Here is a 25,282-nt window from a genome sequence, read left to right as displayed (position 1 = left end):
TTCGTCACCATCAGATCCAAGGAACGTCCATGATAAACAGGATGATTACGCGAGCGTGCGTCGCGCTCTGCGCTGCTTTCGGCATATCGCTCGTACTGGCGGGGCCTGCCCATGCCTGGACGAAAACCGGCCATGCGGCCATCGGCTTCGTCGCGGAAGCCAAACTCAAGACCGACAACAAGGCGGTATGGGCGCAGCTTGCCCAGATCCTGGGCGATGCGAACCTCTACGACGAAGATGTGGCCGGCTGGGCAGACGATGTGCGCACATCCTATCCGAACTTGATACACACGGTGCGGATTCCGGTTCTTGCGGCCGTGCCATCGGGCAGTGATCCCGCCTGCATTGCCGACCAGCCGGCCGTGACCTGCGCGGACAAGGCGATCGCGCAATATGCCGCGATCCTCAAGGATACGAGCCAGACCAACGACGAGCGGCTGACTGCCCTGAAGTTCATTCTCCATCTGGTCGGCGATCTGCATCAGCCGCTTCACGGCACCGAGCCCGGCGGCGCACAGAACCAGGTCGACATTCCCGGCGGCATATTGCTCCCCACCACGACGAACGGTGTGGTGAAGTACCCCGACATGCATTCCGTGTGGGACTATTCCATCGTCAAGAAGCACGGGCTGACGGCTATACAACTGGGCAAGGAGCTGTGGGCCGATACCACGCTCAATCCGCCCACGGGCTACACTCCGCGCGACTGGGCAGTAGAAAGCCGCAATCTGGCAAAGAAATGCATCTTCCTCGACCCGGTAACGCCGACGTCGAGCGATGCGTACAAGGTGCCTGTCTGCGGCGGCCGAACCGGGGTGGCCTGTTCCACTGTTCCGACGGTCCTGCCGGCGGACTACGAAACCAAGGAATATTATCTGGTCTCTTACAGGCTCAAGCAGGCGGGTCTGCGACTGGCGGAACTGCTCGCCACGATACTGGCCTAGAACGCGCAAGAACCTATCTGCGCAGGGAGGTCACGTTCGGATCGGCAACCCCTTCGTCCTGTATACCTCGATTCGGGCCTCGCACGGGACATGAATGATTGGCCGGTTTGCGGAAAGGGCATTCCGGCTGATCTGCGACCGTTGTCGGCGGAATTGCTTGGCGGGACAGGGTGGCATTGGCAGGCTCGCGATGGATCCGAGTAACAGTTTGACCATTTTTAACCCAAGACCGGACTTTCCGGATTCGCCGATATTGTCATCCTTGATGGGCCTGGGCACAAAATCAGAATGAAATTCAAACTCATTGCTTTGGCGCTCGGGTGCCTTTCGATCAGCGCTTCCGTGAATGCTGAAGAGGGCAGGTCGCCCTCGACACTTTGCACTACCGGTGACGCGCGAGACATCATCCATCTGCGCATCATATCGCCGGGAATCTCGTTCAGGGTTCCTCCTTCGTCTCGTTACATCATCGAAAAGGGTACGGACCAATATTTAGTTCGTTCCGTATTTGCTCAATATTTTCAAAAAACCCTTTGCGAACAGTCATTTCCAGAGATCACAGGTGCCACAGACCATTTTGATAAACGCATTGTCGTTTACGTCGAAGGCGAGGAAGATCGAGAACTGTTGAGTTTGACCTACCCATCCTGGGAGGACCAACCGCCGCCAGTGTGGGCACGTATGAATGGAAAGACGGTTCTTATGCCTGCCCGCTTCGTTCGGCATTTGTTAGACCTCACAAGGGGATAGTAAATTTTCCAATGCGTGCCGCAGCGTCTTTTCTATTGCCCGGTCAAACGTCATCGAAACTTGATGCGCGTTGGGATTGGTTGTCCTGCGAATGAAGGAGGACGACTATCAAGGGACCCAGATGAAATGGTCGACGACCGCTTTGTCGGCGGGGCAGGGGAGGGCGCTACCGGCAGATGGCGCCCGGTAGATTCAACAGATCACCGCGACACCTTAATCTGAGAGGATGAGGAGGTGGGCGATGGTGGTTTCACGGCTCTGGTTCACGTCAGCCCAGAAGGTCGAGCTGTGGGAGCGGTGGAAGCGCCGTCTTGCCAATATCTATGCCGAACACCGCTGCATCGCGGGGTTTGTGGCGTATTGTCATCGCTTCTTCCTCCTTTGCTCCCAGAGTGTGGGCGGGAAGACAGGGCGGGTCATCTCATTAAGTGTAGCGCCTGGTAGACTGCGCGAGATCGTCCATTGGGTGCAGGATCGTTATCGGTGAGCGAGCGGCGTAGCTGCGCGGTTCTCCGGTTCGATCGCAAGACGCACCGCTATCGGTCGATCCGAAGCGACCAGGCGCCGCTCAGGAACAGGATCAAGGAGATCGCCGCGACCCGCGTGCGCTATGGCTATCGTCGCATCCATGTACTGCTTCGGCGCGAAGGTTGGAGGTGAATGTGAAGCGAGCACATCGCCTCTATTGCCTGGAAGGCCTTAATTTACGGGCCCAAAGGCCCCGTCGGCACGTCATGGCCGCGTGGCGGGTGGAACGCCTCTGCCCTCGCACAGAAACGAAGTCTGGGCGATGGACTTCGTGTCCGATGCCCTGTTCGATGGCAAGCGCTTCCGCGCCTTGACGGTCGTTGATGCCTACACCCGCGAGTGCCTGGCGATCCGTGTCGATCAGGGGATCAAGGCCGAGCTGGTGGTTGCTGTGATGGATCGCCTGCTGTTCGAGCGCGGCAGCGCGCGTGCCAAGATCAGGGTGGACAACCGCCCGGAATTCATCTCTCGGGCGCTCGATCATTGGGCCTATATCAACCGCGTCACGCTGGACTTCGGCAGGCCTGGAAAGCCGACAGACAATGGTTTCGTGGAAAGCTTCAACGGCCGGCGTCGCGACGAATCCCTGAACACGCACTGGTTATTGTCTTTGGACGACGCCAGGAGCAAGATCGAAGCGTGGCGGACGGACTTCAACGAGACCCGACCTCACACATCCCTGGGGCTCATGACACCGGCCGGATTCGCTTCATCGGCCGGGGTTAACCCCGGCCGATGAAAAGCCGGATCTCTCGTTCTGGCCGGTGGCAATTCCGGGACAGGGTTAAGCAATAAAGGTTCACGTTACGTGGGATTATGTGCCGAGAATGGATCGACGACGCCCCGACAATCTTTTTCGGAATTCGAGGCGTCGTCGGTGAAATTAGATCAGAACCGGATACCGAACGTCACGCGGCCACCATGGTCGAACTGGCTGCCGCCCACGGTACCAAGATACGAGGCACCCAGTCGGATATTGCCCATCACGATATTGAAGCCACTGTCGATCAGCATGGCATTTCTCGGCAGGCTTGCACTGGACACCTCGAAGGGAGCAGCACCGGCTAGCGCAACGGTGGCGCTTCCCGTTCGATCGCCCCAACTCCGCTGATAGGCGAGCGAAAGGCGCGGCTCGAAGGTCGCTTCCGTTCCCGGGATCGGTGCCGAGCCGGTGAAATGGAATCCGATCCGAGCCAGGTCGATATCCCGCTTTACGCGGGCCACGGTGAGGGCTGCCGCGCCGCCCACTTCCTCCGTCGGGTCGACAGACACATGTTGGTGAGTGTAGCCGATGAACGGCTCGAACGCCGCCTTGGCACCATTGAAAAGCGCGTAACCTACTTCACCGAAGCCCTGCACGCTGTTGGCGTGTTGGCGCGAGTGAAGCGCATCCGAGAAACCGGCAAAGTCGACGGAGCGGTCGTTGTCGAGCGTATGCCAGCTATACGTCCCGCCAGCCTGCAAACGAAGCGGGCCGAAGCGATAGTCGGCGGCACCGCCAGCGTAATAGGACTTCACGGTCGACCGGCTCCGGAGCGCATTCTGATTGTAGGTTCCGTGGGAATAGCCCGTTGCGATGCTGGCGTGGAAACCGTCCTTGCCATAGTCGATGCCGGTGATGATGCCATCACGTTGCGTCTTCAATGCGGCCGTTCCCGACGACGCGTCGCGGTCGAACTTGCCGCTGTCGTCCATCGCGTCGCCCCACAGGCCAAAACCGTCGCCCGTCCGCCGCCCATTGAGGAGAAGTGCTTCGCGTACATGCCTCCCTTCATCGAGCAGGGCCAGCGGAACCGCCGCATAGCTTTCGCCGGACAAGGCGTTGTAGGCAGCTCTCGCTCCTGCCGCATCGAGCGAGACAATCGCCAGCGGCAGGGCCGAAGTGATGGCCAACCCCTGGACTGCCGTCGCAACGGCACGCTGATTGCGCGTTTGGGCCACATCGATGAAGGACACGTCGTTGCGCGTCAGGTTCAGGGTCACCGCATTGCCGGTGTAGTCCAGCGAGGGCGTCAGGAACGCCAGGTTCGTGGACACGTTCGAGAAGGTGCCGCTGATGCCGCCGTTTGCCGATAGAATCGTGTAGCGGGTTGACGGGCTATAGGTAGTTCCTCCGGCGAGAACGTTGACTGTGCCGCCCTGGATCGTGACCGTTCCGGAAGCGGCGATGCGGTCGGACTGTCCCGCGGGAGTGGTGGCGACCTGATAGGTTGAACCGGCCGCGAATGTGACATTGCCTGCCACGCTCAGCGTGCTGATCGAGCGACCGGCGCTGGGTGCGACAGTCGCGCCTCGCGCAACGGTCAGGTTTCCGATCGTGCCCGTACCCGACAACAGGGCTCCGTTGGATACGGTAATGGCGGAGCCGAGCGAGCCCGTCACGTCAAGTGCGCCGGCACCGACGATGGTGGCGCCGGTGTAGGTGCTCACGCCGGATAGCGTGAGTGTGCCACTGCCCGTCTTGGTGAGCGAGGTGGTGGCGGCCCCGTCCGTGATCGTACCGGCATAGCTGGTGGAACTGTTGTCCGATCCCACGGTCAATTGCCCGTTGCGCAGGACGGCACCCGTGCTCGTGCCCGACAGCGAGGCGATGCTGAAAGCGGTACCGCCGAGATCGACCAGAGCGTCGTTCACAAGCCCGCCAACGCCCGTGGTCGTGTCCATGAGAAGCAGATTGCCCCCATTATTGACCGCGCCGTTGATCTGGCCGGAAACTTGCGCCGTGCCGGTGTTCGTCAGACCGGCGTCGAGGATGCCCGTGCTTGTGAGCGTTCCGCCATTGGCGACGACACCGGCTACGGTACCGGCATTCTCGAACGTGGCGCCTGCGGCAACCGACACGTCGGAAGCAAGCGAACCGCCACTCACCAGCGCCAGCGTGCCGTTCGTGACGCTGGTCGTACCCGTGTACGTGTTCGTGCCCGACAGGGTGAGCGTACCCGCGCCAAGCTTCACGAGACCGATCTCCCCATCCGTACTGGTGAGCGTGTTGGCGATGGTCACACCAACCCCGTCATCCACGTTGACGAAGCTCTGGTCCGGAGTCGAGAAGGGATCGCCGGTCAGGTTGAGCGTTCCCGACCCTACAAGCTGATATCCATCGACCGTGAACTGCAGCCCCTGGATGTCCTGCGCGCCCGTGACGGTGACTGTGCCCGCGCTGCCGGCGAAGATGCCGACGCCCGAGCCCCAGGATGCGTTTACGTTGCCAGTGGGGGAGCCGGTCCAGTTGGTGGCCGCAGCGCTCCAGATGCCCGTACCGCCCTGGCCGCCTGCAGCTGCGCCCGAAGTGTCAGTGCCATCCCAGTATTGCAGCGACTGACCGGCATTGGCGATCAGCACGTTCACCTGCCCCGGAATCGTCGTGTAGACGGTTGCGGACTGAGCGGTGGGCGTGGTCACCGTATCGAAGCTGCCGCTGAGCGTGCCGCCGTAATTGTAGAGACGGTAGGCCCCTGCCACCGGCGAGGCGGAGGAATCAGCCGCACTGACCAGACTGAGCGTACCCGCGAGAGTCAGGTTGCCGCCGACGTTGATAAGGTCATTGTCCGCACCACCCGAAACGCTGGGTGTGCCCAGTTCGAACAAGGAAGTGGAGCCGCTCGCCAGCGTGTAATTGCCGTTGACCGTCAGCGTGCCCGGCGAATTACCGGCGGAGACCGTGGCCCCCGAAGCGACGTTGATCGACCCGGCAATGGTCCCGGAACCATGTAACGTGCCGCCTGCATTGACGTTCACGGTCGCGGCGTTGGTCGCGGTGTTACCGAGCGTGCCGTTCACCGCAAGAATGCCTGCGTTGATGTTCACGGTGCCGCTGAACTGGCCGGTGGAGGTGCCGTTCACGCCCGTCAGGGTGAGCAGGCCCGTGCCATTTTGGTTGAACGTGCCTAAACCGGTGATCGTGCTTGAAAGGGCCTGCGCCGTCGCAGAGTCGACGGTCAAAGCACTGTTGGCCGCAACGATCGCGATATTGCCGGTGACCGTGCCCGCCTGCGTGAGGACTAGCGTGCCGGTATCGATCTGGACGGCATTGGTTGCCGAACCGCTGGTGCCGATCGTGCCATAGTTGGCGAGGGTCGTGGTGCCCGTTCCGCCCAGGCGCAGGCCGATCGCGCCTTGCACGACGGGCTCATTCGCCGCGCCCGCGGTTCCTATTGTAATGCTGTTGGCATTGCTGTTTCCGGAGAGGTAAATGCCAGCGTTGCCTGCGCCGTTCGAGGTAACATTCCCCAAAGCGGTAACGGAGACGGCACCCGTGTTAGCAATTGCGGTAATGGCCTTGCCGGCATTCCCGACGACGCTGGCGCCGGTCAGGATCTGTAACGCGCCTGTGCCGCTCACCTGTGCATCGATGCCTTGGGAGCCCGAGATCGCACCGAGCGATGAGGCTGCCGTCCCAAGCACGATGTCGCCATTTACTGCGCGAACATAGATACCGGTGTCGCCGCTGTCGCTGCCGCCGGTGTAGGATCCTGCGCCCGTTACCGTCAGCGACTGGTTGCCGCTGCCCGAGAAGTTGATGCCGCTGTCTCCGCCCGTGATGGATCCGGCATTTTCGATCACGCCTCCGCCCGAGCGGACATAGACACCTGAAGTCTTGGCTACGATGCTGCCGCTGGTAATCGTGAGGGTGCCGCCATTGAGCTGGACGCCGTCCTCCAGACCCGAATTCGATGTCGCAGTGAGGGTGCCTCCGGAGATAAACAGGTGGTTCCCGCCTTGATCGACCAGCGCTGCAGCCGAGGAGCCAGTGTAGCTAGCTCCTGCCGTCGTGAGATTTCCTGCCAGGACGACCCCGCCGCTGCCTGCCGCCGCCTGAACACCACTGTTGGTCAACGCACCTGAAAGCGTGACTGTGCCAGCCCCGCGCGAGACGATTAGTCCAGAACCCGATACCGCGCGGTCAAAGGTCGTGTCATCGGACCGGTTGAATGCCAGCGTGCCGTTGTTCGACAAGGCGACGCTCGTCGTCGTGGCGATCGAACCGGTGTTCCCGCCATCGCCTAACTGCAGCGTGGCCCCGTCGATGATCGTCTGGCCGGTGTAGGTGTTGGCTCCCGATAGCACCAGAGTGCCGCCGCCAGTGGCAATCAACGGCGCGCTACCGCCAATCGCACCGGTGATGCTCATGACATGGCCATCAGTAATGAATGACGCGCCTAAACCGGCCAATGTGATGTTCTTGGAGACGCTGGCGTCCTGGATCGCCTTGAATGACTGCGTTGTAAGCGTAATCGGCCCAGTGCCTAATGCGCTGTCGCTGTCGAACTCGACAACGCTGCTCGATGCGCTGAGCCCATTGAAAGTGTTCGTGCCGGTGAGCCTTAGGATGCTCGACCCGCCGGTTCCCGCAATCGTTAGGCTGCCGGTGCTTGCGCCCATTCCGGTTATGCCAAGCGTGTTGGCGCCAAGATAGATCGTCACGTCGTTCGTTGCCGAGACGATGGGGTTGGAGACGTTGAAGCTGCTGGAAATGTTAATGGTCTGGCTTGGATCCGAATTGGCAGCATTCAGTGCTGTCTCGAACTCGCTTTGATTCGAGGCCCCGCCATTCGCGAGTGCTAATTGAGTAGTACCAACGAGCGCCGTCGTTGTCAGAATTGCGCCGCGAAGCCCCTTGCTCCGAGTAACCTTTCCAATCATGTCCGCCAGTTCCAATGCCATTACGTTCTGCCCCGTCGATTGCAGCCTGCAGTTTGGCCGCTATTCCCAGCGGCTGCTCAATGGGGCTTCCCTCTTAATTTGTTCCTAATGCAATGGCGTTTGGGGACGGGTCGCGAGCGGCGGGCCAGTTGAGCATGACGCGGGGCAATGCGGCCTTGAACGTGGCCGTGCGCTTGCCGGTCACGCCAACGATCTGATTGGGATCGGCGTGAACGAGCGTGGCGAGATAGGCGTGGTCGAACACGCCACCCACGCGGTAGCTGGGGGTGGTGTTGGTGACTTCGTCAATCTGATGACGCAGCTCGAGGCCAAGCGTCACATCGTGCACGATATCGTAGTTCGGGCCGGCGAAGAGCGGGCGCTTATCCAAAGTCCTGATTGATTGGACTTAGGATGGGTCATCGCGGCGGGAATCTCGCATCGAGCCGGGTGCCGGCCGGCAGCTGGCATTGGCCTTCGCCGCCGCCGCTCATGCCGCTGGAGGGGCGCATCAGCGTGAAGCGACAGCGCATGTGGCCGCTTGGACCTTCAAGATTGGCAAGGACTCTGCCGGAATAGTGGGTGATGACGCTTTGCGTCGGTCTCCAGTAATCCCAGCTGCCGCCCCAGCCGCGTCGAGGGCCCCAGCCGGGCCCTATTCCCGGCCCCCAGCCGACCCACAACGGGGCCAGTTCGTCCACGCGGGTCTCGCGCGTTACCTGGAAGAATGGGCCGGAATAGCTGCTGCCATCGGAAAGCGACGCGTTCATCGTTCCCGATCGTGCGCTTTGCGCCTGCCAGGTGAAGGTGGCGTTGGGGCCTCCCAGGCCGCGCGGCTGGCCGTAGCCGGTGCCGGCGGTTGTGCATCCGGCGACGAGTGCAGCGAGCATCAGGGCTCCGGCTGGATACCGCGCCTTCACCGGTCGGCGCCTTTTGCCTTGCGGGCATGTCCCTTTTGGGGATGGCTGCTGAGCATCGCCTTGCCCGCATGGTGGGATTGCGTGCATTCGTCGGTCCGCGTTGCCGAGCAAGGGGGATAGTTTTCGGCAGAGGCCGGACTCGGCAAAGTTGCGAGCAGCAGCGCGCCCGATGCGGCGGCGATCGCGGCCATGGCCACCGAGCGACGGCGGTTGAGTGACAGGTTACCGGCGGACATCACGTAAGCTCCTTCCAAGAAGGAGGTGCGGGAGTTCGGGCTGGAAGTCCGGTGGGCTCGAGACCTCGAATGGCTACATTGTGTTCGTAACCGTAAAGGACTCTGCCGCCGGCCCGCTGACAAAAGCCTTACGCTGCAACGTTACGGATTGGTCAGGAAGCGGCGATGTCCACGCAATGCTGAAACGCGCAGGAGGGGGTAAGCCAAAGATGAGGCGATGCGGGCCCGTAGGGGAGGCGCAGGCATGATCAAGGCAATGACCAAGGCGGTGAAGCGGACCACGGTGCCGGTCAAAGAGCCGGCGTCAGGTCATGCCGACATTCGGGAACTGGCTGAATCTCTCCTCGGCAAGCAGCCCGATGCGCTCGACGAGGAAGAGCAGAACGTTCTTGAGGATATCCGCACGCGTAACCTGACCAGTCAGGATGCGGCGGATATGGCCGATGAACGGGCCTACTACGGGGATCGCCTGGCCGACAAAGCGGCCGCGATCGGCGGTTCGTGGGGTTTCATCATATCCTTCATGGTCGTGCTGCTGGCATGGATGGTGCTCAACACCGACATCCAGGGCTATTGGCACATCGCCTTCGACCCCTATCCCTATATCTTCCTGAATCTGATGCTTTCGATGCTGACCGCGATTCAGGCGCCGATCATCATGATGAGCCAGAACCGCCCAGCAAGGCTGCGCGCCAATATTTTCGCGCGTCGCCATTGCATGTGGCATCACGGCGAAGCACTCCCTCCGGAATGTCGCGGTTGATCTCTTCAGCGTCTGCGCGCGGTTCGAGTGAGCCGCCCATCCAAGTTCCCGGGCCCTATTTTGCCGCGAGCGGGTGCATTTCCGATGCGTCCTGTCTTATGTCTCCGGTAACAGGCAGGCGGTGCAACCTTGGAAGAACGACTGAAAGTTCACGGGTTCTGGAACAATCGCGCTGCGGCTTCTTTGTCATGGTGAAGGAGAAGCACATGATTGGTAAAATCCTGGGAGCCGTTGCCGGCCAGCGTATAGCCAAGGAGGCCGGTGGGATCAGCGGGACCCGCGGTGCGTTGCTTGGCGTGGGAGCGGCAACCTTGCTGCGTAGGATGAGCCCGCTCGCAATCGTCGCGTTCGCCATCGGTGGATATGCGGCGAAGAAGCGGCATGAGAAACGCGGCGGCACCGCGAAGGGATAAAGTTCGCACCCCAGCGCTACGGACGATTGCCGGTTTCCGGCAGCGGGACGTGTGAAATAGGTCACATACTCATGAACAGGATTCCCAAAGGGGGCCGCGATCTGATTCATTCTCCGAAAAGGGAATTGATATGGCGCGGTTCGGTTTGACGGATTTCGAGTGGTCTGTGATCGAACCGCTCTTGCCGACTAGGTGCGAGGAGTGCCGCGTGTCGATGACCGCCGGGTGCTCAATGACATATTCTGGCGGCTGGGGACGGGGCGCCCTGGGCGGACATCCCATCACGATACGGCCTGCATGCTGCAAGCAAGCTTTTCCGGCAGAGCAGCCAGAGACCCCGTCTGAAGACTGGCCTAACTTATAATGGTTAGGCGGAGATTGTAAGGGGGCCACCTTGCGCTGCCTCAGCACTTGGAGGCCCCGGCGGTCGGATACTCATTCATATGGACCGACGTCTACCTACCCCCCGATAGGCAGCCGTCGGTTTCCAGGGTGAGTCCGCAGGGCGCCATATTTTAATATTGGTTCGCGGGAAAGGAGGCATCCCTAGGCAATCGCGCGGAGATACCTGGGTTGATTGGCTTGGTGGGGAGTTTCGATTCATGCTAGTCCGACGATTGCGGCATGCGTTTGAAAAAAAGACGGTTTGGCTCGAACATCGTGATGATATCTCTGGGCAGGGCGGCGTGAACGACTCTCGGTACGATGGCAGTGCATTCGATCTCGGGAAATCTGCTCGACGGTCTCGGCGTGTTCGCGGCGCGGGGATATCAGCGCTTGCTGGCCGTCGATCGCCATTCTCCCATCGCCGCGGACGTCGGCAGCGCTGACCAATGGAGCGGCGCCATCGGCATGGAGTATACCTTCGATGAGGCGCCGCTTGCCGGCATTTCCCGCGTTCTGCCTGATGCTCTCCGTGACGCTCTCTCTCGCGCTGGCGGGATGCCTTGACGGCAACCATACGCCGCCATCGCGGATCTACTATCACGGCCCGAAATCCGACCATTTCGATGGAGCCCACTTCTTCAATCCGGAAGGCGAAGATGGCACCGGAGGCGCCCAGCGAGACGGTCCCGGCACGTTCCTGCGCATTGCCGAGGGAAAGGCCGGGCATCATACTTGGCCCGCCTCTGTCCCGGTGGTGCAGACAGTGCCGCCACGCCGGGTGGATGGAGGCCGGATGCTGGTAACCTGGATCGGCCATGCCACCACGCTGGTGCAGACGCAGGGCGTCAACATCCTGATCGATCCGGTGTGGGCAAACCGCGATTCCCCGGTCCAACTTGTGGGCCCGCGCCGAGTACGGGAACCCGGCGTAAAGCTGCACGATCTGCCGCCGATCGATCTTATCCTGATCAGCCACAACCACTACGACCATCTGGATATAGCCGCGTTGAAGGAGATCGATCAGCGCGATCATCCAATGATCTTGACAGGGCTTGGCAATGATACCGTGCTTGCGGACCACGGGATCAAGGCGACGGCGGGCGATTGGGGGCAGGCATTCCGCTTTCGGCCCGGCATCGATGTGGTAATTACCCGCGCTCATCACTGGAGCGCGCGATGGTACGACGATCGGGACCGTGCCCTATGGTGCGGCTTTCGCATCGCCCTGCCTTCCGGTGGCGACCTTTACTATGCAGGAGATACCGGGGATGGGAAGATGGTCTGGGCGCATCAGGCCGCGCAGGGTAAGCGTCCGATCCGCCTCGCGATCCTGCCCATCGCCCCTTACAAGCTGACCGAGAAGCAGACCGGCAACCATATCGACCCCGATGGCGCGGTCGAGGCTTTCGACATTCTTCATCCGGCCTGGGCCTTGGGCGTGCACTGGGGCACTTTCGAATTGGGAGAGGAAGCCGTGGATGACGCCCCAACGCGATTGGCGGCTACGCTGACCCGTCGTGCCATCCAGCCGGGCCGCTTCCGCACGCTGGATGCCGGGCAATCCTGGGAAGTGCCCAGCGTCCGATAAGCAATGGCGAAACCAGGTCGGTTCACGGCGATCGGGAGATTTGATCGTCATCGGACATGGAGATCGGGCGGCCCTGGGATTTTTTGTTTTGCCAGCTCAAATTATGGACCAACTCGCTCCGCCTTCGTTGTCGTTCTAACGCAGGCGCATTTCGCCATTACGAATAATGGGTCGGGGCCGGACAAAGGATTTCCGTTTGCAATTCGGGTGCGGTCAACAAGGATTTTTCCAGCGCTCGCCTGAAGATCCCATCATCCCGAATCCCTCATGCAAGCTTAAACCACGGCGTGAGACAATGAGAAACCCAGGCGGCAATGAAACGGGCGCGTGGTCAGTTTGCATGATTTTAAACAAACGAGGTAGGGAGAGGAGGGGCGTTTATCCGGCGTATCGCATGCCGGGCAGGCGCCAGGCTGGACATCATCGATCTGCGACAGGATCCGGTGCCCGATAGTGCTGGTTTGGCCGGGACGACGAGCCGAAAACTGCACTGGGCGCCAGGATATTATAAAAGCTGTCCGAACGGACAGGCTCCCCGTCGACTATTCTGCCAGACCTTGTTGTACCCCATGGAAAAAAAGCTGACTTTCGTAGGGTCATGCGTCGTTCCAGAACGGAAGTCCGCTGACGGCTAAGTGATCCGGTAGCGATCTCTGTCGTCCGGTGTGGGCATGGAAGAGACCGCGGCCAGTCCAGCTGTCGGTCTGTGAGCCTTTATCGCGCAGCTCCAAGACGTGTCCAAGCCAACGTTTGCCCAGCACCAGAACGCAACGGGAAAGGTGCACAAAGCAGGAGCGCCGTTGATTGAGAGCCGCTCCGCTTAGTTGAGCCCATACCGACGAGAACAAAAAGCGATGTCAAAGTTCGTTCTCTGCGAGAGCAAGCCCGCCTTATTGAGCGTTTTGTGGTCGAACCCGCCGAGCGTTTGCTCAGCGGGTTCTGGGGGTGCGTGCGATGCCCTTTAAGGGCTCGCTAACTTTACGACACTACGAGCTGCTTTCAAACGATTCGCTATTTGAATCATCGAAATCGCGACGAAGATCGAGGCTGCGGTCGCGCCCGGCTCGATCAGGTTTATGGCCGACTTTCCGAGCCCTTCGAACCGGTCGAAGCACGCGAGCGCATCGAGGTTGAGCGGCGCTTTGCCGAGCCGATCGGCGCGGCCGAGACGCTCGAACGCTATACGCGCAAGCTGGTCGACGCGCTGGCTCTGGAGCTGGAGGAAGCAGGGCTTGGCGCACGCCGGCTCGACCTACGTTTCCACCGCGTCGACAATGCAGTGCAGGCGATCCGAGCGGGACTCGCAAAGCCAAGCCGCGAGAAGCAATTGGCGCGCCTTCTCTGCGACAAAATCCAGACCATCGATCCGGGCTTCGGGGGTCGAGCGTATGATGCTCGCTGCCCCTGTCGCCGAGCCGCTCGGTCTTCGCACGATCTCGACGCTGGGAGAGCGAGCTGTTCCCGAAGTCGCGGCGCTCGTCGATGTGCTCGGCAATCGGGTCGGCGAGGAACGGCTCTTCCGGCTGGCCGCGCGCGAAAGCCATATCCCCGAGCGCTCGACCCTGCGCATCGCGCCTATGGCTGATCCGACCCTGCTGCGCTGGCCGCAGCGTTGGCCGCGCCCGGCGCGGCTGCTCGTACGCCCGGAAACGATCGAGACGATGGCGCTTCTGCCCGACCATCCCCCGGTTCATTTCGTGTGGCGCGGCGTCAGGCGGCGCGCGGCGACGGCCCGGAGCGCATCTATGGCGAATGGCATCTGAGCGAAGCGGAATGGCTGAGCGTGCGCGACTACTTCCTGGTCGAGGACGAGAGGGGAGCCCGCTACTGGGTGTTTGGCTGACATGCTCGGTCCGCCGAAGCAAAGGCGCAAAAAAAAGCCGGCCACGAGGGCCGGCTTGGGAAGTCTTTTGGGAGAGGATGCCTGAAAGGCACACGCCATATGTCGGTTGCAGCGCGCTCCCGCAAATGCAAGGAATGCAACCAGTGTTGCCCTATCTGGTTGCATTCCTTGAAATCGCTGTCGTTCGGGCGTTTTGGACCGGAGGGTCGATCAATCCCACCTGGAAGTCGGCGGGGGCAAGAACGGCAGGCCCGAACCTGCCGGGATCTCCGCGGAATCCTTGCGCTGGAAGATCGACCAGAAACCATTGCCGTTAGGCTGGGCCGAAAAGACATAGGCGCTGTTGCGATGCACGTGGACCTCGCCGCAACCGAGCCGGTCGATGATCGGAAGGACGGCTGCGGCATCGAGAGCGGTTATCTCGATGGGCTGATGGGACGGGTCAGTGGGCACGATGGTGAAGCGGTGCATGGCAGTGCTCCTCGACTTGGCGGGAGCACGCAACGATCGGCTGTCTCTCAGGCGTCAGCGGGCCTTTCAGGGCCGACGATGGCAGGAAGGTACTCCAATTGGCGCAAGACGCCTAAACCTTTCGGGCTGAAAGGAGTTGCTCCTCTCGGTTCGGCGCGGCTCTGCCTCAAGTCGCCTTGCGCCAGCGATCCATAGCCACCTCGTAGACTTCTTTTGCCTTGTCGCGGCGACCGGCGAGCTTGGCACGCCGTCTGTCGGCCGCAGCGCGCCGGGCGGCAATCTTTTCCGAAATCCGTTTTCGCTCGGCCTCGAGCTCAGCCAGTTCCGTTTCAAGGTCGCGGTCGTGTCGGACGAGGGTCTCTTCGGCTTCATCGAGCTTGTTTCTGTTCGGGCGGGGTGGCGGAGGCCTGCTCGGCGTCGGCGGTGGAGCAGCCTTGGACCGACGGCTTTTGACCGGCTCATCTTCAGCCGCCGGTGCGGAATGCCTGGCTGCTGTCTTGCGCGGGAGCGCAAGGAGCGAAGACAGGTGCTCTGCCGCAGTGCCTCGCGGCACCTTGATTACCGTGCCGGGATTGTCGAGCGGCGCCTTCATGAGTCCGGGATCCTCGACCCGCTCGGCCAAGCCACTGGCGAAAAGATTGCTGTCTGCGCCCCACGCCGCGAGCGCGGCCCTCTGGCTGGTCGCCGCAACATAGACATCATGAAAACCAGCGGCCGTTCGGAATACTTTCAGTTTTGCGGCCATAGGTAATCTCCCGGAGTAGGGAGCGCACATGTGTAACGATCGTTCCCAATCTGGCTAGGCTGAGTTTGTCATAATCAGCCCACAGGTGGTCACCTGAGTAAGCGCTCGGTTACATGCCTATTGCGGTTCGGACTTCCAGGTTTCCGCAAAGACCCTCGCAAAGTTTTCGCCCAGCACCTTTTCGATCGTGCGGGAGCGATAGCCTCGTGCGGCCATGGCATCGGCGATCACCGAATAGCGGTCTGGTCGGTTGAGCCCGATCACGAAAGGCGGCGGACCTTCGCCCGGAGCGGAAACACCGGATTTCTTGCGCCGTTCGATTTCTGCGTTCCAGGCGGCCATGCTTTGCGGCGAAGTATCGAACGGCGTCAGCGGGCCGTCGGTGCCGATCCCGACATGATCCTCTCCGCAAACCTTCAACGCGTGGTCAAGATGCGAGATGTAGTCGGCGATGTCCGGTTGCGCGGGGTAGGGTACGAGAAAGCTCAGCTCGTATATGCCGACGACCCCGCCTTTCTTCGCCAGCGCCCGAAGCAGGGCATCCGACTTGTTGCGGGGGTGCTTGTATATCGCAGCGCAGCCAGCGTGAGTTACCAGCACCGGAGCGCGGGACGCGGTAATGGCTGCGAGGCTGGTTGCTTCGTCGCAGTGGCTGATGTCGACCGATACGCCGCGTGCGTTCATCCTCGCGACCGCTTCGCGGCCGAGCCGTGTCAGCCCCGTTGGGTTCCTGGAAAGTACCCCCGAACCGAAAGGCGTCTCCCGGTTGTAGGTGAGACCCATCACCAGCACGCCGGCTTGCCGGAAGTGGTCGATGTTATCGACCTTGCCCTCGAGCATCTCCCCGGCCTCGAAGGAAAAGATGATGCCCACTTTCCCGCTTCGCTTGGCCTCGACGAAGTCCGAGGGAGCCCGAATGCGCGTAAACAACTGCGGATTCTTGTCTATGGCCTTGCCGACATCGGCGATATCCGCATCGGTCTGTGCCTTGTCGAGATTTCCGCTACCACCCAGCGTCATCTTGAGGGCGGTAAGACCCGACGAGCGCACCAGCGCTGCAAATTCCTCGTCGAGAGGGGCTTCCGGGTCGAGCGGAGGCATGAGATTGCCGTCGATGAGCAGCCCTCCAGAGGCAATCTGGGAGCCTTTGGCGGCGTCGGCAAAGGCGCGTGCCGGCGCGAATGCTGCCACTGAAATTGCCGCGCCTGCAAAGCCAAGAACTTGACGTCGATCCATTTCTTCCTCCCGATTGAGTGGCTCGAATTGGCTTATGGGTGCCGTTTTCGGCAATTGGGCTTCGACGGGCGGCGTTCTGGATCGACGGAACTGATTTTGAAAAGGCGGGCCGCTATCCAGGAAAGACGGAGGCATTCCGTAGGAGCTGCTGGGGAAAGCCCCATTCCGAGCCGAGGGGCGAGGGCCGTGCGCCGCCGAGACGCTGCGCGAGGCGAGCATGGCGCCGATCCGCTCGGTCCTGCGGGCCGGGAAGGGCGTGCGCCTCGTCGGTGTCACCGTATCCGGGTTCGAGCAGCAGCAGGATGCAGGCGCACAGGCGCTGCCGCCGCTTGCTTGAGGCTGGCGGGCGCGGAACGATCGGGAATTATGCGCTTCGCGAGCCGCGCGGCGAAGTCTTGCCGATTGGCGGATTTGCGAAGCGCCAATTTTTGAAGGCCGGCGCCAAGCGTGGCCGACATGCGTTTGCGCCGGGAAGCCAGCCAAACCTTTTCAGTCACGGGATTTTTGCCGTGCCGATTGCTCGGCAGGGCAGCAATGCTCGCGGCAAGCGGCGAATCAGGATTGCGCCGAGCACGGTCAAAAGGCTGCGGAAGGCACGCGTGCGGCATTCGCCAGTCGCCAACTTGTTGGTCTTCGCATCAACTATGTGAATGAAGTGAGGACGCTTTTCATCGAGCCTATCCGACCATAAGCCGAAAGGGAGGCGATGCAGGCAAGCGAAGTCAAGGCAACCGGGAAGCTGTTTCGTGCGCACGATAGCCACCTGAATGCGGATTGCCCGATACCGCTTGGCGAGCTTATCCGGCATGGAACGATCGACACGCTTGTCGAAGCTGCCATGAACGATGAGCGTGGAGACGTGTGGCGCTATACAATCGTGGCCGATGACGGCACCGCTCTTACCGCTTTTCAGATCGAGCTGGTTGCGCGGGTATTCGGCATCAGGCCGATGTAGATGCTTCCCTGATGTTCGTGTCGCGCGAGCATCGCCACGATTTCACTTCGATCGGCGCGAGTCTGCTCATCACTCGACCGGCGGACTGTCTGCACAATGTAATATTTCACTACTTTTGCGTATGAATTAAAACTGCAATCAAATTTAAGTCAAACCGCCACAGTGCTTGGCTACCGACCGTGCCGCACGGTGAACGCACCGCTCGCAAGGTTTGGGGAACGCAATCACATGACGGCAATTCGATCGGCGGCCAGGGCCGCGCGCTGGGCTATGCTCGCTGGCACCGCGCTTACTCTGTGCTCCGCGACGCAAGCGATGGCGGCCGAGGCCGCTGCTGACGAAGTCGCACCTGCAGACGGCAATGCCGACGACGGTAACGGCTCGATCATCGTTACCGGCGCTAAATCGACCCGCTCGGCCACGGCGCTCTCCGATGTCGAAATCCAGAAGATCCTGCCCGGTGTTTCGCCCCTGAAGGCGATCCAGACCCTGCCCGGTGTTCTCTACATCACCGCCGATCCTTGGGGGAACAACGAACAGAACGCGCAGATGTTCATCCACGGTTTCGCGAGTAACCAACTCGGCTACACCATGGATGGCATCCCCCTGGGCGATCAAAGCTACGGCAACTACAACGGCCTTTCGCCGCAGCGCGCCGTGATTTCGGAAAACGTGGCGCGCGTTGTCGTGGCCACCGGCGCTGGTGACCTTGCAACGCCTTCGAACAGCAACCTTGGCGGTACGGTGGAGATTTTCTCCTCCGATCCGCAAAGAGAGTTCGGCGTCCGCGCCGCCCAGACCGTGGGCAGCTACGGCACATCGCGGACGTATGTGCGCATTGATAGCGGCGACATCGGCGGCGGGAATTCGGTCTATATCTCGGGCGTTCGTCAGAGAGCACGCGCCTGGGACTTCGACGGTATCCAGAAGGGCTGGCAGGCCAACGCGAAATTCGTGCATGAGAGCGATGCCGGCAAGCTGACGCTCTATTTCGACTACAACGACATGACGCAGCCGAACGAGGACGCGACTGTCTTCTACAAGCCATCCGCCGGCGGCACAGCCACCCCGGCCCAGCTCTTCACGCCTTACACCAAGCCCTTCTTCTATCCCGACTTTGACGGTTACCGCACGGACTACCTATCCCCGCTTGGGAATTCGCCAGCAGCCGAAGGCAGCAACTATCGCAATTACTATTCCGATGCGCAGCGTACCGACTATCTCGGCTATGCGCGCTACGACGCGCATCTGACCGACAAGATCACGTGGTCGACCACGGGTTACTACCACCATAACGACGGTGCCGGCGTCGTCGCCGGACCGCTCGGCCAGTCGATCACGACGGCACAGGCCTATCTCGATCCCAACTATGCGAACCGGCCTACCAATTGCCGCTTTGCCGCCAATGGCAACGGGATCCGCCCGTCCGCTTGCACGGCGCTGACCGCTGCTCAGGCCGCCGCCTCGGGTGCCGCGCTGGTGGCCGCTACCGGCGGTTCGGGAATGATTACCCGCACCACCGAATACCGCATCGATCGCGTTGGTGTGATCTCGGCAGCCAGCGTTGAACTGGCCAACCACAAGATCGAGTTCGGCGGCTGGTTCGAACACAACAGCACCACGCAATGGCGCCGCTGGTATGCCGTGCCGGTCTCCGATCCGTCGCTGAGCACCCCCTACATCCGCCCCCGTGATGTCATGGAGCCGCTGTTCACACAGTACCAGGGCGAAGCGCGGATCAAGCAGTTGCAGCTGCATATCCAGGACACCTGGCAGGTGACCGACCAGTTACTCATCCAGGGCGGTGTCAAGACCAGCGCCCAATGGGCGAACGGGTGGTTCCCGGTGCAGCCGCGTGTCGGCTCGCTGGGCGGCACGACGGCGCTCCCCCAAGGCAAGATCAACACTAGGAACTGGTTCCTGCCGGCGTTCGGCGCGACTTATGATTTCAACGGGCACGAGCAGGTCTACTTCAACGTCCAGAAAAATCTGCGGCAATATCAGGCCTATCTCGCTGGCGGCGGCGGTCCCTGGTTCACCGGCAGCCAGGCGGCTTTCGATGCCTTCGCCGATGAGGGCAAGCCCGAGACGAGCTGGACTTACGAGGCGGGCCTGCGCACGAGCCGCTCGTTTTCCAACGGCCTGGCGATCCAGGCGCAGATTAACTACTATCACGTTGACTTCAGCAACCGACTGCTTGCGATCCCCACCAACCCGGGTGGTATCGCTGGAAGCGGGATTACCGGCGGCACTTCGACGCTGGTGAATGTGGGTGACGTCAAGACGAATGGCGTCGACGCGGCTGTTACGTTGAAGGTCGGGCGTACCTTCTCGCTCTACAATGCCGTCTCCTACAATCTCTCCAAATACCAGAACGACTATACCTCTACTGCGTTGGGGATCGGTGCGGCCACGGACACTTGCATTGGCGGCTACGTTGTCACTGGCGGCATTGTGCCGACGTGCGGCAAGCAGTTGCCTGGTACGCCTAAGTGGATGAACAAGACGGTTGCAACGCTGGATGTGGGCCCGATCGAGGTTCAGGCGATCGGCGATTACGTTGGCCGCCGGTTCGCGACATTCACTAACGATGCCAGTGTTTCGTCCTACTTCCTGACCTCTCTGCGCGTCGCCGGACGAGTGCCTGACGGCGTTCTGCCGCTTCAAAAGGTGGAACTTGCGCTCAACGTGACCAACCTCACCGATAAGAAGGGTGTATCTACGCTTTCGATCGGATCGGCCACGAACAGCTATTCGGCCTATCCCATCGCACCTCGTCAGTGGTTTCTGACGTTGTCGGCGGCGTATTGAGCGCAAGAAGTCGATTGGCGGCGCAGACCTTGACCTGCGCCGCCGCATGACGGCTTTGTTGGGCAAATGGGTGGACGGTCAGTGTTGTGGCATTGCAGCGGGGGCCGTGCGATGCGCTGAGTTTCGGGATTTCCGAGCTCTGCGAAGCAATTGAGGATGGCGGAGGAGGGCCCGGCCGCTGGCAGGGCTTCGAACTCGCCGGCGGGGCCGAAGCCGACCGCCGTTTCATCGACGCCCTTCCTGAACGTTTCGTCCCGATCAGGTGAGCAGCCGGCGTGCGAACGCGATTCCCGCCTCGAGGCCATCGGGCGCGACCCCATGCTCTTCGCCGGGGGAAATGTGCGTCTCGGTCGGGACGCCGGCCTGCTCAAGAGCCGTCGTCGCAAGCTCCATCGAGCGAAACGGCACGACGTCGTCCTCGGTGCCGTGAATGAGCAAGACAGGGGGCCGGCTGCGGATTTCTAGGTCCAGTCGTTCCGGGGCCACGAGCATGCCCGAGATGCCCACGATGCCGGCGACGGCTTCGGGCCGCCTGAGCCCGACGTGCAGAGCCATCATCGTCCCTTGGCTGAAGCCAACAAGTAGCAGGCGCGAGCTCGCGAGGCCCGTCGCCTCCAGCTCCGCCGTGATGAAGGCGTCGAAATCTGGCGCTGCCGCATCGGCACCGGCTGACCGTTCGGCCATGGAGAACGTGTCGATCGGCCACCATTGATGCGCTGCGGCCATTTGGGGGATGAGGCCAGGGGCGTTCGGTGCGACGAAAGCGGCATCCGGAAGAGATTGCTGCATCATCTCGGCGAGCCCGATCATGTCGTCACCGTTCGAGCCATAACCGTGAACGAGGATGACGAGTGCATTGGGGCTGGAACCGGACAAGGGAGCGAGGCGAGGGCCATCGAGCAGCATGGGTATTCTCTTCGTTAGCGCGTCTGGTTAGGGGCGCGGGAATGGTGGAACTTTTGCCTGCTGGAGCTCAAATCTGCGGGTATCTGCCGCAGGCGGGGACGAATTTTCCGAGCGGCGTGCAAGCGCGCTTTGCAGCCGCATGTGCCCCCTGATGCGCAAACGCAGATGCTTAGGCCCTTGGCTCGGCTGCGCCAGGCCGGACAGCACGCCAGCTTGCGCCTGTGCGTTCGAGCGGAACTGCGCATGCGTCGCACAGCGCCAAATACCGATCGTCCCTGCTCCGCGCGAGAGACACGGGGGAGGGCTTGTGGCGCCCGATCAGACAGAGAATGGACATCAGGCAGGGATATCTGAAACGCGCTCGTGCGTCAGGGTATCGGGTTATGCACAGTCTGTGGATAGCGAGGAAAAGATCTCGGACGAATGTTCATCGTGGCACACCGCTGGATGGCGCCATGAAAGCAAAAATCCGCATCCAAACAGCGGCGTTATGATTGGTCCCGGTAAGCCTGGGGCACGATAGGCGAACCGGTTGCAGCCCGCGGCCTCTTCGCGATGAAATCGCACGAGGAGATCGACGAGGCCATTCGAGATTATCAGACGGGCAAGTTCTACGGGACTGCCTCTCTGCTCAACGTCGGTATCTGATCAATGTCTCGCGGCGAATCTCTGAAACGCCGCGCGGCAAAGGCGTTGCAGCATGGTGCCTGGGAGGAACGGGGATGACGATATGTGTGCATTCCTACGTCAAACCGCCCGCTTCGCCGACGAGGTTGCGACATAACAATCGATAGGCAATTTCAGGCCGGTTTAAGCAGTGAAGCTGGCTTCAGGCCATGACCGACAAGCTGACCGCTCCCAGTTCCTGGCCGGCGCTCTGTGCTTCGCGGGCCGCATCGGTCGCGGCAGATTCTGCTTCTTCGGCATCATGACGCCCCCGCAGACCTTCCTTCGCGGCCTCTCTCGCCAAGGCCTTGATGCGAGCTGCCAGGCTGCGAACATCGGTAAGGAACTCCTTATCGGAACGGTTCTGTTCGCCTTTGCGGGCCTGCTCGGCGCTGCGCGACGACGCTTGTTCCGCCATGCGGCGGTAGACGGCGGCTTTGGTGCCGTCATCCTTCGCTTCGGCATCGCCTGCTTTGCTTTCCGCGTCGGATTTCGCGCCGCTTTCCCCCGCAGATGGTGAAGCATCAGGCGAAGTGCCATCGCCATCGACAGTGCTCGCGTCTGCTGTGAGGTTCCCGCCGTTCAGGTCCCCAGCGGTGTTTTGCGAACCAGCCTCGGCAACCATCCCGTCACCTTGTGTTGACGTTGAGGAGCCATCCGTGCCTGACGCTCCTCCGAACTCCTTCATCGCCGCCTTCAATTCCCGCGCCAGTTGAGCGAGCGCTCGGGTGCTGACGGGACGTATCATCTGCAACATCTGGAGCCGCGCTTTGAGTGCGGCGATTTTTTGCTTCGCGCGCGCCTTGCGCTCTGCATCGCGGTCGGACGGCTTGTTGTATTGCTTGATCGTCTCCAACGCCGACTGCGCTGATCGAAGCTTATCCCGCTCACGATCGGTTCGCGTGCTGGTCGCCGACGAGGTCGATGAAGGTTCATCATCCTGTTCCGGCTTCTCCGGCGTAGCCGCCGCGTAAAAATAACCGTTTACAGCCCCGCCAGAAATCCCGTTTATCGACATCGCACCGTCCTTGAGCCCGCCTAAAGCCATGGATCAAGGCGGCCCGCGGCGGCGACCGCCATCACCATCGCAAACGGCGCCCGATATCGGCCAAGGCATTCCTGATACATTATAGGCTGATTGGAATTGGATCGGTCCGAGGGCGAACGGCGCCGCCCCCCGTACGCAAAACATGCGTGCGCGAAACATTCCGGCCGCTGGAATAGAAAGCGACGCAAGACCCCAGCGGCCGAAATGTCGTGACCGTGCGGCATCAGACCCGGCGATGCTCCGGTTCCTGCAGGTGCGCAATGCTACTCCACAAGGCGAAGCAGCGCGAACCGGCGAAAAATGGCGCTGACCTGCACTTCGGTGCCGTAATGCAGGTCAGCCTGTCCGATCGGAAATCCCGGCCGAGCGTGATGCCGGCCCGCGCGGCATCAGGTAAGCGCGGTCGGCTTGGGGTACGGTGCGCTTGGGACGAGGCGGCATTTTGCCTTCCGCTTCTCTGAAATCTGAGGTGCCGCGAGGCGACGCCGGAAAAATTGGCGGCGGAGGCCCTTGTGTGCCTGCACGGCACCGTTATTGGCCCCACCATCGAGGGGCGCGCCTTATGAATTCGAATGACATCCTGATAGGCCGGCCCGTGCGCGAGAGCGAAGACGTTCGACGCGACGCGGCGTTCCTTGTCGGCCGGCAGCTTTTCGGCGACGACATTGATATTCTCGACGAGGAAAGATCGGTCAGGCAACTCATCGACTGGCTGAGCGCAAGGGTCGAGGGCAAGTACCGTATCGTTGGAAAGGTGCTGCGCTTCATTGCCGTTTTCGAGTACGCATGGGGCGATCGCTTCACTGCCGAGGGCTGGCGGTAGCCTGGAGGGCCGCCTGAAGGTGGGCCTGCCGGCGGCTGCGATAATGAAGTCGCGGTTAAGACCGGCAAGCCTTCGGATCACCTTCAGAAGCAGATCACTGCGTGGGAAAGGTCGGCCAGCGTTGGAACGCCGCTCGCGGCCAGATATCGACGGTCACGCTGCGCGACTGGACATTCGGCGCCGGAGGGAGTTCCATCGACTGATGTTTGGACGCTCGTTTCGAGAGGTGCGCCTTTAGGCCTTACAAGAGCCCGTTGCCATTTCGATTGCTCAATGCCCAGCGATCACCGCCAGCATCATTTTCCGCGCAAACGATCACCAAGTTGCTGCCGTATCGCTTCGGCTGCTGCGAACGCGCCTGCCATGTATGGACCATGGCCCTGTTCGCCCGACCGGATCTGGCGCAGGAATTCGTGGTTGTCCAAACCCCGTTGCTCGAGAGCGTGAGCAACGGCATCGCGGATCATGTCAATCTGCTTCGGGGTGGGAGGATGAGGGGAAATCAACTTATTGACGCAATAAAATTTTGGAGGAGGGGGTGTAGCCAGCAGCTGGCAGTAAAATCACAATCCAGACCGGCTGCCTGATGCATTTTTACCGAAAATTACGCCGTCTTGACAGAATCGGGCCCGGCGAAAGGTGAGGAGCGATGACGCTCCCCATCTTCCGAAGTGCTTAGATCAGAACTTCACGCCGAGACCGGCGAGAGCGTAGTGGCGGCTGAAGCCCTGCTCGTAGTTCGAGTAGTTGTATTCGACCTTGCCGAACAGGTTGCCGCCGAAGTCGTGCTCAAAGCCAGCGCCGAGACGGAAGCCATCGAGGTTGGTGCCTTCGCTGTCCTTGTTGGTCCCGTCGTTATAGGTGACCCGGATGCGCGCGTTGGTGTAGCCGCCCAGCACATACAGCTTGGTCGTATCGCCAACGTTGGTACCGACGCGGGCGACCGCCGCAAGGTCACGGCCCGACCGCACGCAGAGCTTGTCGCCGACAGAGAGGAGATCGCGCTCACATTCCTTGGTCGTGCTGTCCGAAACGCTGGCCTGAATGCCGAAGAACAGAGCATCGCGCGCCTGCACATCGTAGCCAGCAGCGACGCCATAGGTCAGGCCTTCCGACGAGCCGCCATTGACCGAAACGCTGTCGAGGCCGGTCTGCGCCTGGACATAGGCCTGAGCGTTCGCCGTAGCCGGAACGGCGAAAAGAGCGGCGGCTGCGCCAAAAAGGGCGATATTCTTCATGTACTTGCTCCTGCATTCTTCTTGCCTCCCGCTTCACAGCGGCGAGGTCGGGGCCGAATACAGGTCAAAACGTCTCACTCAAGAAAGGAACCACATTTGGTCGCAATGAGACTGAAATTGTTGCGAGATCGCAACAGCACTAAAGACTAGAGCTGCGCGGTAATCCAAGGATTTCGTCATTTTCAGAGATATTTTTCGATGATACACGATGTATCGTAAAATTATTTTGATCATCGAGCTGATTTCGTCGAGGCGATTGTGGAAGGAGAGATACTTAACATTTGCAGTTATAATTCCATGCCGGTCGAGCGGAATTTTTGATCTGCTCGATAATGCCCCGACTGCCGCGATCCATATTCTCTACAAGC

At 61.0% G+C, this 25,282-nt stretch carries 22 protein-coding genes and 3 pseudogenes; 13 read left to right on the top strand and 12 right to left on the bottom strand.

All coding sequences use genetic code 11. From position 1 onward, the window contains the following. The first annotated feature begins 41 nt into the window (after positions 1-41). The 3 genes and pseudogenes from WBP07_RS22315 to WBP07_RS22305 form a co-directional block, all read left to right on the top strand. Positions 42-944, top strand: coding sequence for a S1/P1 nuclease (locus WBP07_RS22315; RefSeq protein ID WP_395396051.1), 903 nt, complete (start codon positions 42-44; stop codon positions 942-944). A gap of 288 nt (positions 945-1,232) precedes the next feature. Further along, entirely contained in the window at positions 1,233-1,694 is a 462-nt protein-coding gene (locus WBP07_RS22310) for a hypothetical protein (RefSeq protein WP_395396050.1), read from the top strand. Between the two features lie 427 nt (positions 1,695-2,121). Next, positions 2,122-2,961 (top strand): annotated as a pseudogene (locus WBP07_RS22305) (IS3 family transposase); the annotation flags it as partial. Between the two features lie 149 nt (positions 2,962-3,110). On the opposite strand, the gene WBP07_RS22300 reads toward WBP07_RS22305, so the two are convergent. The 4 genes from WBP07_RS22300 to WBP07_RS22285 all read right to left on the bottom strand — a co-directional run bounded on the left by WBP07_RS22300 (position 3,111) and on the right by WBP07_RS22285 (position 9,021). Continuing rightward, positions 3,111-7,646 (bottom strand): autotransporter domain-containing protein, encoded by a 4,536-nt coding sequence (locus WBP07_RS22300; protein WP_395396049.1) that lies wholly within the window; start codon positions 7,644-7,646, stop codon positions 3,111-3,113. Between the two features lie 313 nt (positions 7,647-7,959). After that, positions 7,960-8,256 (bottom strand): hypothetical protein, encoded by a 297-nt coding sequence (locus tag WBP07_RS22295; protein ID WP_395396048.1) that lies wholly within the window; start codon positions 8,254-8,256, stop codon positions 7,960-7,962. Between the two features lie 28 nt (positions 8,257-8,284). Further along, complete coding sequence (locus tag WBP07_RS22290; protein WP_395396047.1) at positions 8,285-8,755, bottom strand: hypothetical protein; 471 nt, start codon at positions 8,753-8,755, stop codon at positions 8,285-8,287. Positions 8,756-8,781: 26 nt separating this feature from the next. Beyond that, on the bottom strand, positions 8,782-9,021 hold the full coding sequence (locus tag WBP07_RS22285) for a hypothetical protein (protein ID WP_395396046.1): 240 nt from the start codon (positions 9,019-9,021) through the stop codon (positions 8,782-8,784). A 256-nt stretch (positions 9,022-9,277) separates the two neighbouring features. Here WBP07_RS22285 and WBP07_RS22280 point away from each other — a divergent pair, with 256 nt between their 5' ends. The 7 genes and pseudogenes from WBP07_RS22280 to WBP07_RS22250 all read left to right on the top strand — a co-directional run bounded on the left by WBP07_RS22280 (position 9,278) and on the right by WBP07_RS22250 (position 13,935). After that, complete coding sequence (locus WBP07_RS22280) at positions 9,278-9,784, top strand: DUF1003 domain-containing protein (protein ID WP_395396045.1); 507 nt, start codon at positions 9,278-9,280, stop codon at positions 9,782-9,784. 188 nt (positions 9,785-9,972) lie between these two features. Continuing rightward, entirely contained in the window at positions 9,973-10,197 is a 225-nt protein-coding gene (locus tag WBP07_RS22275; protein WP_395396044.1) for a hypothetical protein, read from the top strand. Between the two features lie 130 nt (positions 10,198-10,327). After that, positions 10,328-10,490, top strand: a pseudogene (locus WBP07_RS22270) (transposase); the annotation flags it as partial. 412 nt (positions 10,491-10,902) lie between these two features. Continuing rightward, positions 10,903-11,148 carry a hypothetical protein gene (locus tag WBP07_RS22265; protein ID WP_395396042.1) on the top strand — a complete coding sequence of 82 codons (246 nt, stop codon included), beginning with the start codon at positions 10,903-10,905 and terminating at the stop codon, positions 11,146-11,148. Next, a complete protein-coding gene (locus tag WBP07_RS22260; protein ID WP_395396041.1) occupies positions 11,105-12,172 on the top strand; it encodes an MBL fold metallo-hydrolase in 1,068 nt (355 codons plus the stop codon). The genes WBP07_RS22265 and WBP07_RS22260 overlap by 44 nt, the downstream gene beginning before the upstream one ends. Before the next feature lie 1,015 nt (positions 12,173-13,187). Next, positions 13,188-13,523: pseudogene (locus WBP07_RS22255) on the top strand (hypothetical protein); the annotation flags it as partial. A 37-nt stretch (positions 13,524-13,560) separates the two neighbouring features. Then, positions 13,561-13,935, top strand: coding sequence for a hypothetical protein (locus tag WBP07_RS22250; RefSeq protein ID WP_395396520.1), 375 nt, complete (start codon positions 13,561-13,563; stop codon positions 13,933-13,935). A gap of 290 nt (positions 13,936-14,225) precedes the next feature. Here WBP07_RS22250 and WBP07_RS22245 read toward each other — a convergent pair whose 3' ends face one another. The 4 genes from WBP07_RS22245 to WBP07_RS22230 all read right to left on the bottom strand — a co-directional run bounded on the left by WBP07_RS22245 (position 14,226) and on the right by WBP07_RS22230 (position 17,275). Next, positions 14,226-14,486, bottom strand: a complete 261-nt coding sequence (locus WBP07_RS22245; protein ID WP_395396040.1) for a hypothetical protein — start codon at positions 14,484-14,486, stop codon at positions 14,226-14,228. A 166-nt stretch (positions 14,487-14,652) separates the two neighbouring features. Further along, a complete protein-coding gene (locus WBP07_RS22240; RefSeq protein ID WP_395396039.1) occupies positions 14,653-15,231 on the bottom strand; it encodes a hypothetical protein in 579 nt (192 codons plus the stop codon). A 117-nt stretch (positions 15,232-15,348) separates the two neighbouring features. Next, entirely contained in the window at positions 15,349-16,602 is a 1,254-nt protein-coding gene (locus WBP07_RS22235) for a dipeptidase (protein ID WP_395396038.1), read from the bottom strand. A 358-nt stretch (positions 16,603-16,960) separates the two neighbouring features. Beyond that, positions 16,961-17,275, bottom strand: coding sequence for a hypothetical protein (locus WBP07_RS22230; RefSeq protein WP_395396037.1), 315 nt, complete (start codon positions 17,273-17,275; stop codon positions 16,961-16,963). Between the two features lie 375 nt (positions 17,276-17,650). On the opposite strand from WBP07_RS22230, the gene WBP07_RS22225 reads away from it, so the two are divergent. Beyond that, positions 17,651-20,233: a TonB-dependent receptor gene (locus tag WBP07_RS22225; protein WP_395396036.1), complete on the top strand. Its 2,583-nt coding sequence runs from the start codon at positions 17,651-17,653 to the stop codon at positions 20,231-20,233. A 258-nt stretch (positions 20,234-20,491) separates the two neighbouring features. Here WBP07_RS22225 and WBP07_RS22220 read toward each other — a convergent pair whose 3' ends face one another. Further along, positions 20,492-21,139 carry an alpha/beta hydrolase gene (locus WBP07_RS22220; RefSeq protein WP_395396035.1) on the bottom strand — a complete coding sequence of 216 codons (648 nt, stop codon included), beginning with the start codon at positions 21,137-21,139 and terminating at the stop codon, positions 20,492-20,494. A 519-nt stretch (positions 21,140-21,658) separates the two neighbouring features. On the opposite strand from WBP07_RS22220, the gene WBP07_RS22215 reads away from it, so the two are divergent. Further along, positions 21,659-21,787 carry a pirin-like C-terminal cupin domain-containing protein gene (locus WBP07_RS22215; protein ID WP_395396508.1) on the top strand — a complete coding sequence of 43 codons (129 nt, stop codon included), beginning with the start codon at positions 21,659-21,661 and terminating at the stop codon, positions 21,785-21,787. Between the two features lie 181 nt (positions 21,788-21,968). Here the strand turns inward: WBP07_RS22215 and WBP07_RS22210 are convergent, their stop codons facing one another. After that, positions 21,969-22,853, bottom strand: coding sequence for a hypothetical protein (locus WBP07_RS22210; protein ID WP_395396034.1), 885 nt, complete (start codon positions 22,851-22,853; stop codon positions 21,969-21,971). 562 nt (positions 22,854-23,415) lie between these two features. On the opposite strand from WBP07_RS22210, the gene WBP07_RS22205 reads away from it, so the two are divergent. Next, positions 23,416-23,676, top strand: coding sequence for a hypothetical protein (locus WBP07_RS22205; RefSeq protein ID WP_395396033.1), 261 nt, complete (start codon positions 23,416-23,418; stop codon positions 23,674-23,676). A gap of 296 nt (positions 23,677-23,972) precedes the next feature. Here the strand turns inward: WBP07_RS22205 and WBP07_RS22200 are convergent, their stop codons facing one another. Together WBP07_RS22200 and WBP07_RS22195 are read right to left on the bottom strand one after the other, a co-directional pair. After that, the gene (locus WBP07_RS22200) at positions 23,973-24,143 is read right to left on the bottom strand and encodes a hypothetical protein (protein ID WP_395396032.1); all 171 of its coding nucleotides are present in this window, start codon (positions 24,141-24,143) and stop codon (positions 23,973-23,975) included. Positions 24,144-24,356: 213 nt separating this feature from the next. After that, positions 24,357-24,914, bottom strand: coding sequence for an outer membrane protein (locus WBP07_RS22195; RefSeq protein WP_395396031.1), 558 nt, complete (start codon positions 24,912-24,914; stop codon positions 24,357-24,359). Positions 24,915-25,282 lie beyond the last annotated feature (368 nt).

This window comes from Novosphingobium oxfordense (assembly GCF_044029435.1).
Lineage (GTDB): Bacteria > Pseudomonadota > Alphaproteobacteria > Sphingomonadales > Sphingomonadaceae > Novosphingobium.
The sequence above is the reverse complement of the archived record's forward strand: the minus strand, read 5'-3'. Positions and strand labels throughout refer to the sequence as shown.

Coding starts and splice junctions, on each gene's coding strand:
- WBP07_RS22315 (WP_395396051.1), top strand. CDS start 42: ATGATTACGCGAGCGTGCGTCGCGCTCTGCGCTGCTTTCGGCATATCG.
- WBP07_RS22310 (WP_395396050.1), top strand. CDS start 1,233: ATGAAATTCAAACTCATTGCTTTGGCGCTCGGGTGCCTTTCGATCAGC.
- WBP07_RS22290 (WP_395396047.1), bottom strand. CDS start 8,755: ATGCTCGCTGCACTCGTCGCCGGATGCACAACCGCCGGCACCGGCTAC.
- WBP07_RS22285 (WP_395396046.1), bottom strand. CDS start 9,021: ATGTCCGCCGGTAACCTGTCACTCAACCGCCGTCGCTCGGTGGCCATG.
- WBP07_RS22280 (WP_395396045.1), top strand. CDS start 9,278: ATGACCAAGGCGGTGAAGCGGACCACGGTGCCGGTCAAAGAGCCGGCG.
- WBP07_RS22275 (WP_395396044.1), top strand. CDS start 9,973: ATGGTGAAGGAGAAGCACATGATTGGTAAAATCCTGGGAGCCGTTGCC.
- WBP07_RS22265 (WP_395396042.1), top strand. CDS start 10,903: ATGGCAGTGCATTCGATCTCGGGAAATCTGCTCGACGGTCTCGGCGTG.
- WBP07_RS22260 (WP_395396041.1), top strand. CDS start 11,105: ATGCTCTCCGTGACGCTCTCTCTCGCGCTGGCGGGATGCCTTGACGGC.
- WBP07_RS22250 (WP_395396520.1), top strand. CDS start 13,561: ATGATGCTCGCTGCCCCTGTCGCCGAGCCGCTCGGTCTTCGCACGATC.
- WBP07_RS22245 (WP_395396040.1), bottom strand. CDS start 14,486: ATGCACCGCTTCACCATCGTGCCCACTGACCCGTCCCATCAGCCCATC.
- WBP07_RS22240 (WP_395396039.1), bottom strand. CDS start 15,231: ATGGCCGCAAAACTGAAAGTATTCCGAACGGCCGCTGGTTTTCATGAT.
- WBP07_RS22235 (WP_395396038.1), bottom strand. CDS start 16,602: ATGCCTCCGTCTTTCCTGGATAGCGGCCCGCCTTTTCAAAATCAGTTC.
- WBP07_RS22230 (WP_395396037.1), bottom strand. CDS start 17,275: ATGCCGGATAAGCTCGCCAAGCGGTATCGGGCAATCCGCATTCAGGTG.
- WBP07_RS22225 (WP_395396036.1), top strand. CDS start 17,651: ATGACGGCAATTCGATCGGCGGCCAGGGCCGCGCGCTGGGCTATGCTC.
- WBP07_RS22220 (WP_395396035.1), bottom strand. CDS start 21,139: ATGCTGCTCGATGGCCCTCGCCTCGCTCCCTTGTCCGGTTCCAGCCCC.
- WBP07_RS22210 (WP_395396034.1), bottom strand. CDS start 22,853: ATGGCTTTAGGCGGGCTCAAGGACGGTGCGATGTCGATAAACGGGATT.
- WBP07_RS22205 (WP_395396033.1), top strand. CDS start 23,416: ATGAATTCGAATGACATCCTGATAGGCCGGCCCGTGCGCGAGAGCGAA.
- WBP07_RS22200 (WP_395396032.1), bottom strand. CDS start 24,143: ATGATCCGCGATGCCGTTGCTCACGCTCTCGAGCAACGGGGTTTGGAC.
- WBP07_RS22195 (WP_395396031.1), bottom strand. CDS start 24,914: ATGAAGAATATCGCCCTTTTTGGCGCAGCCGCCGCTCTTTTCGCCGTT.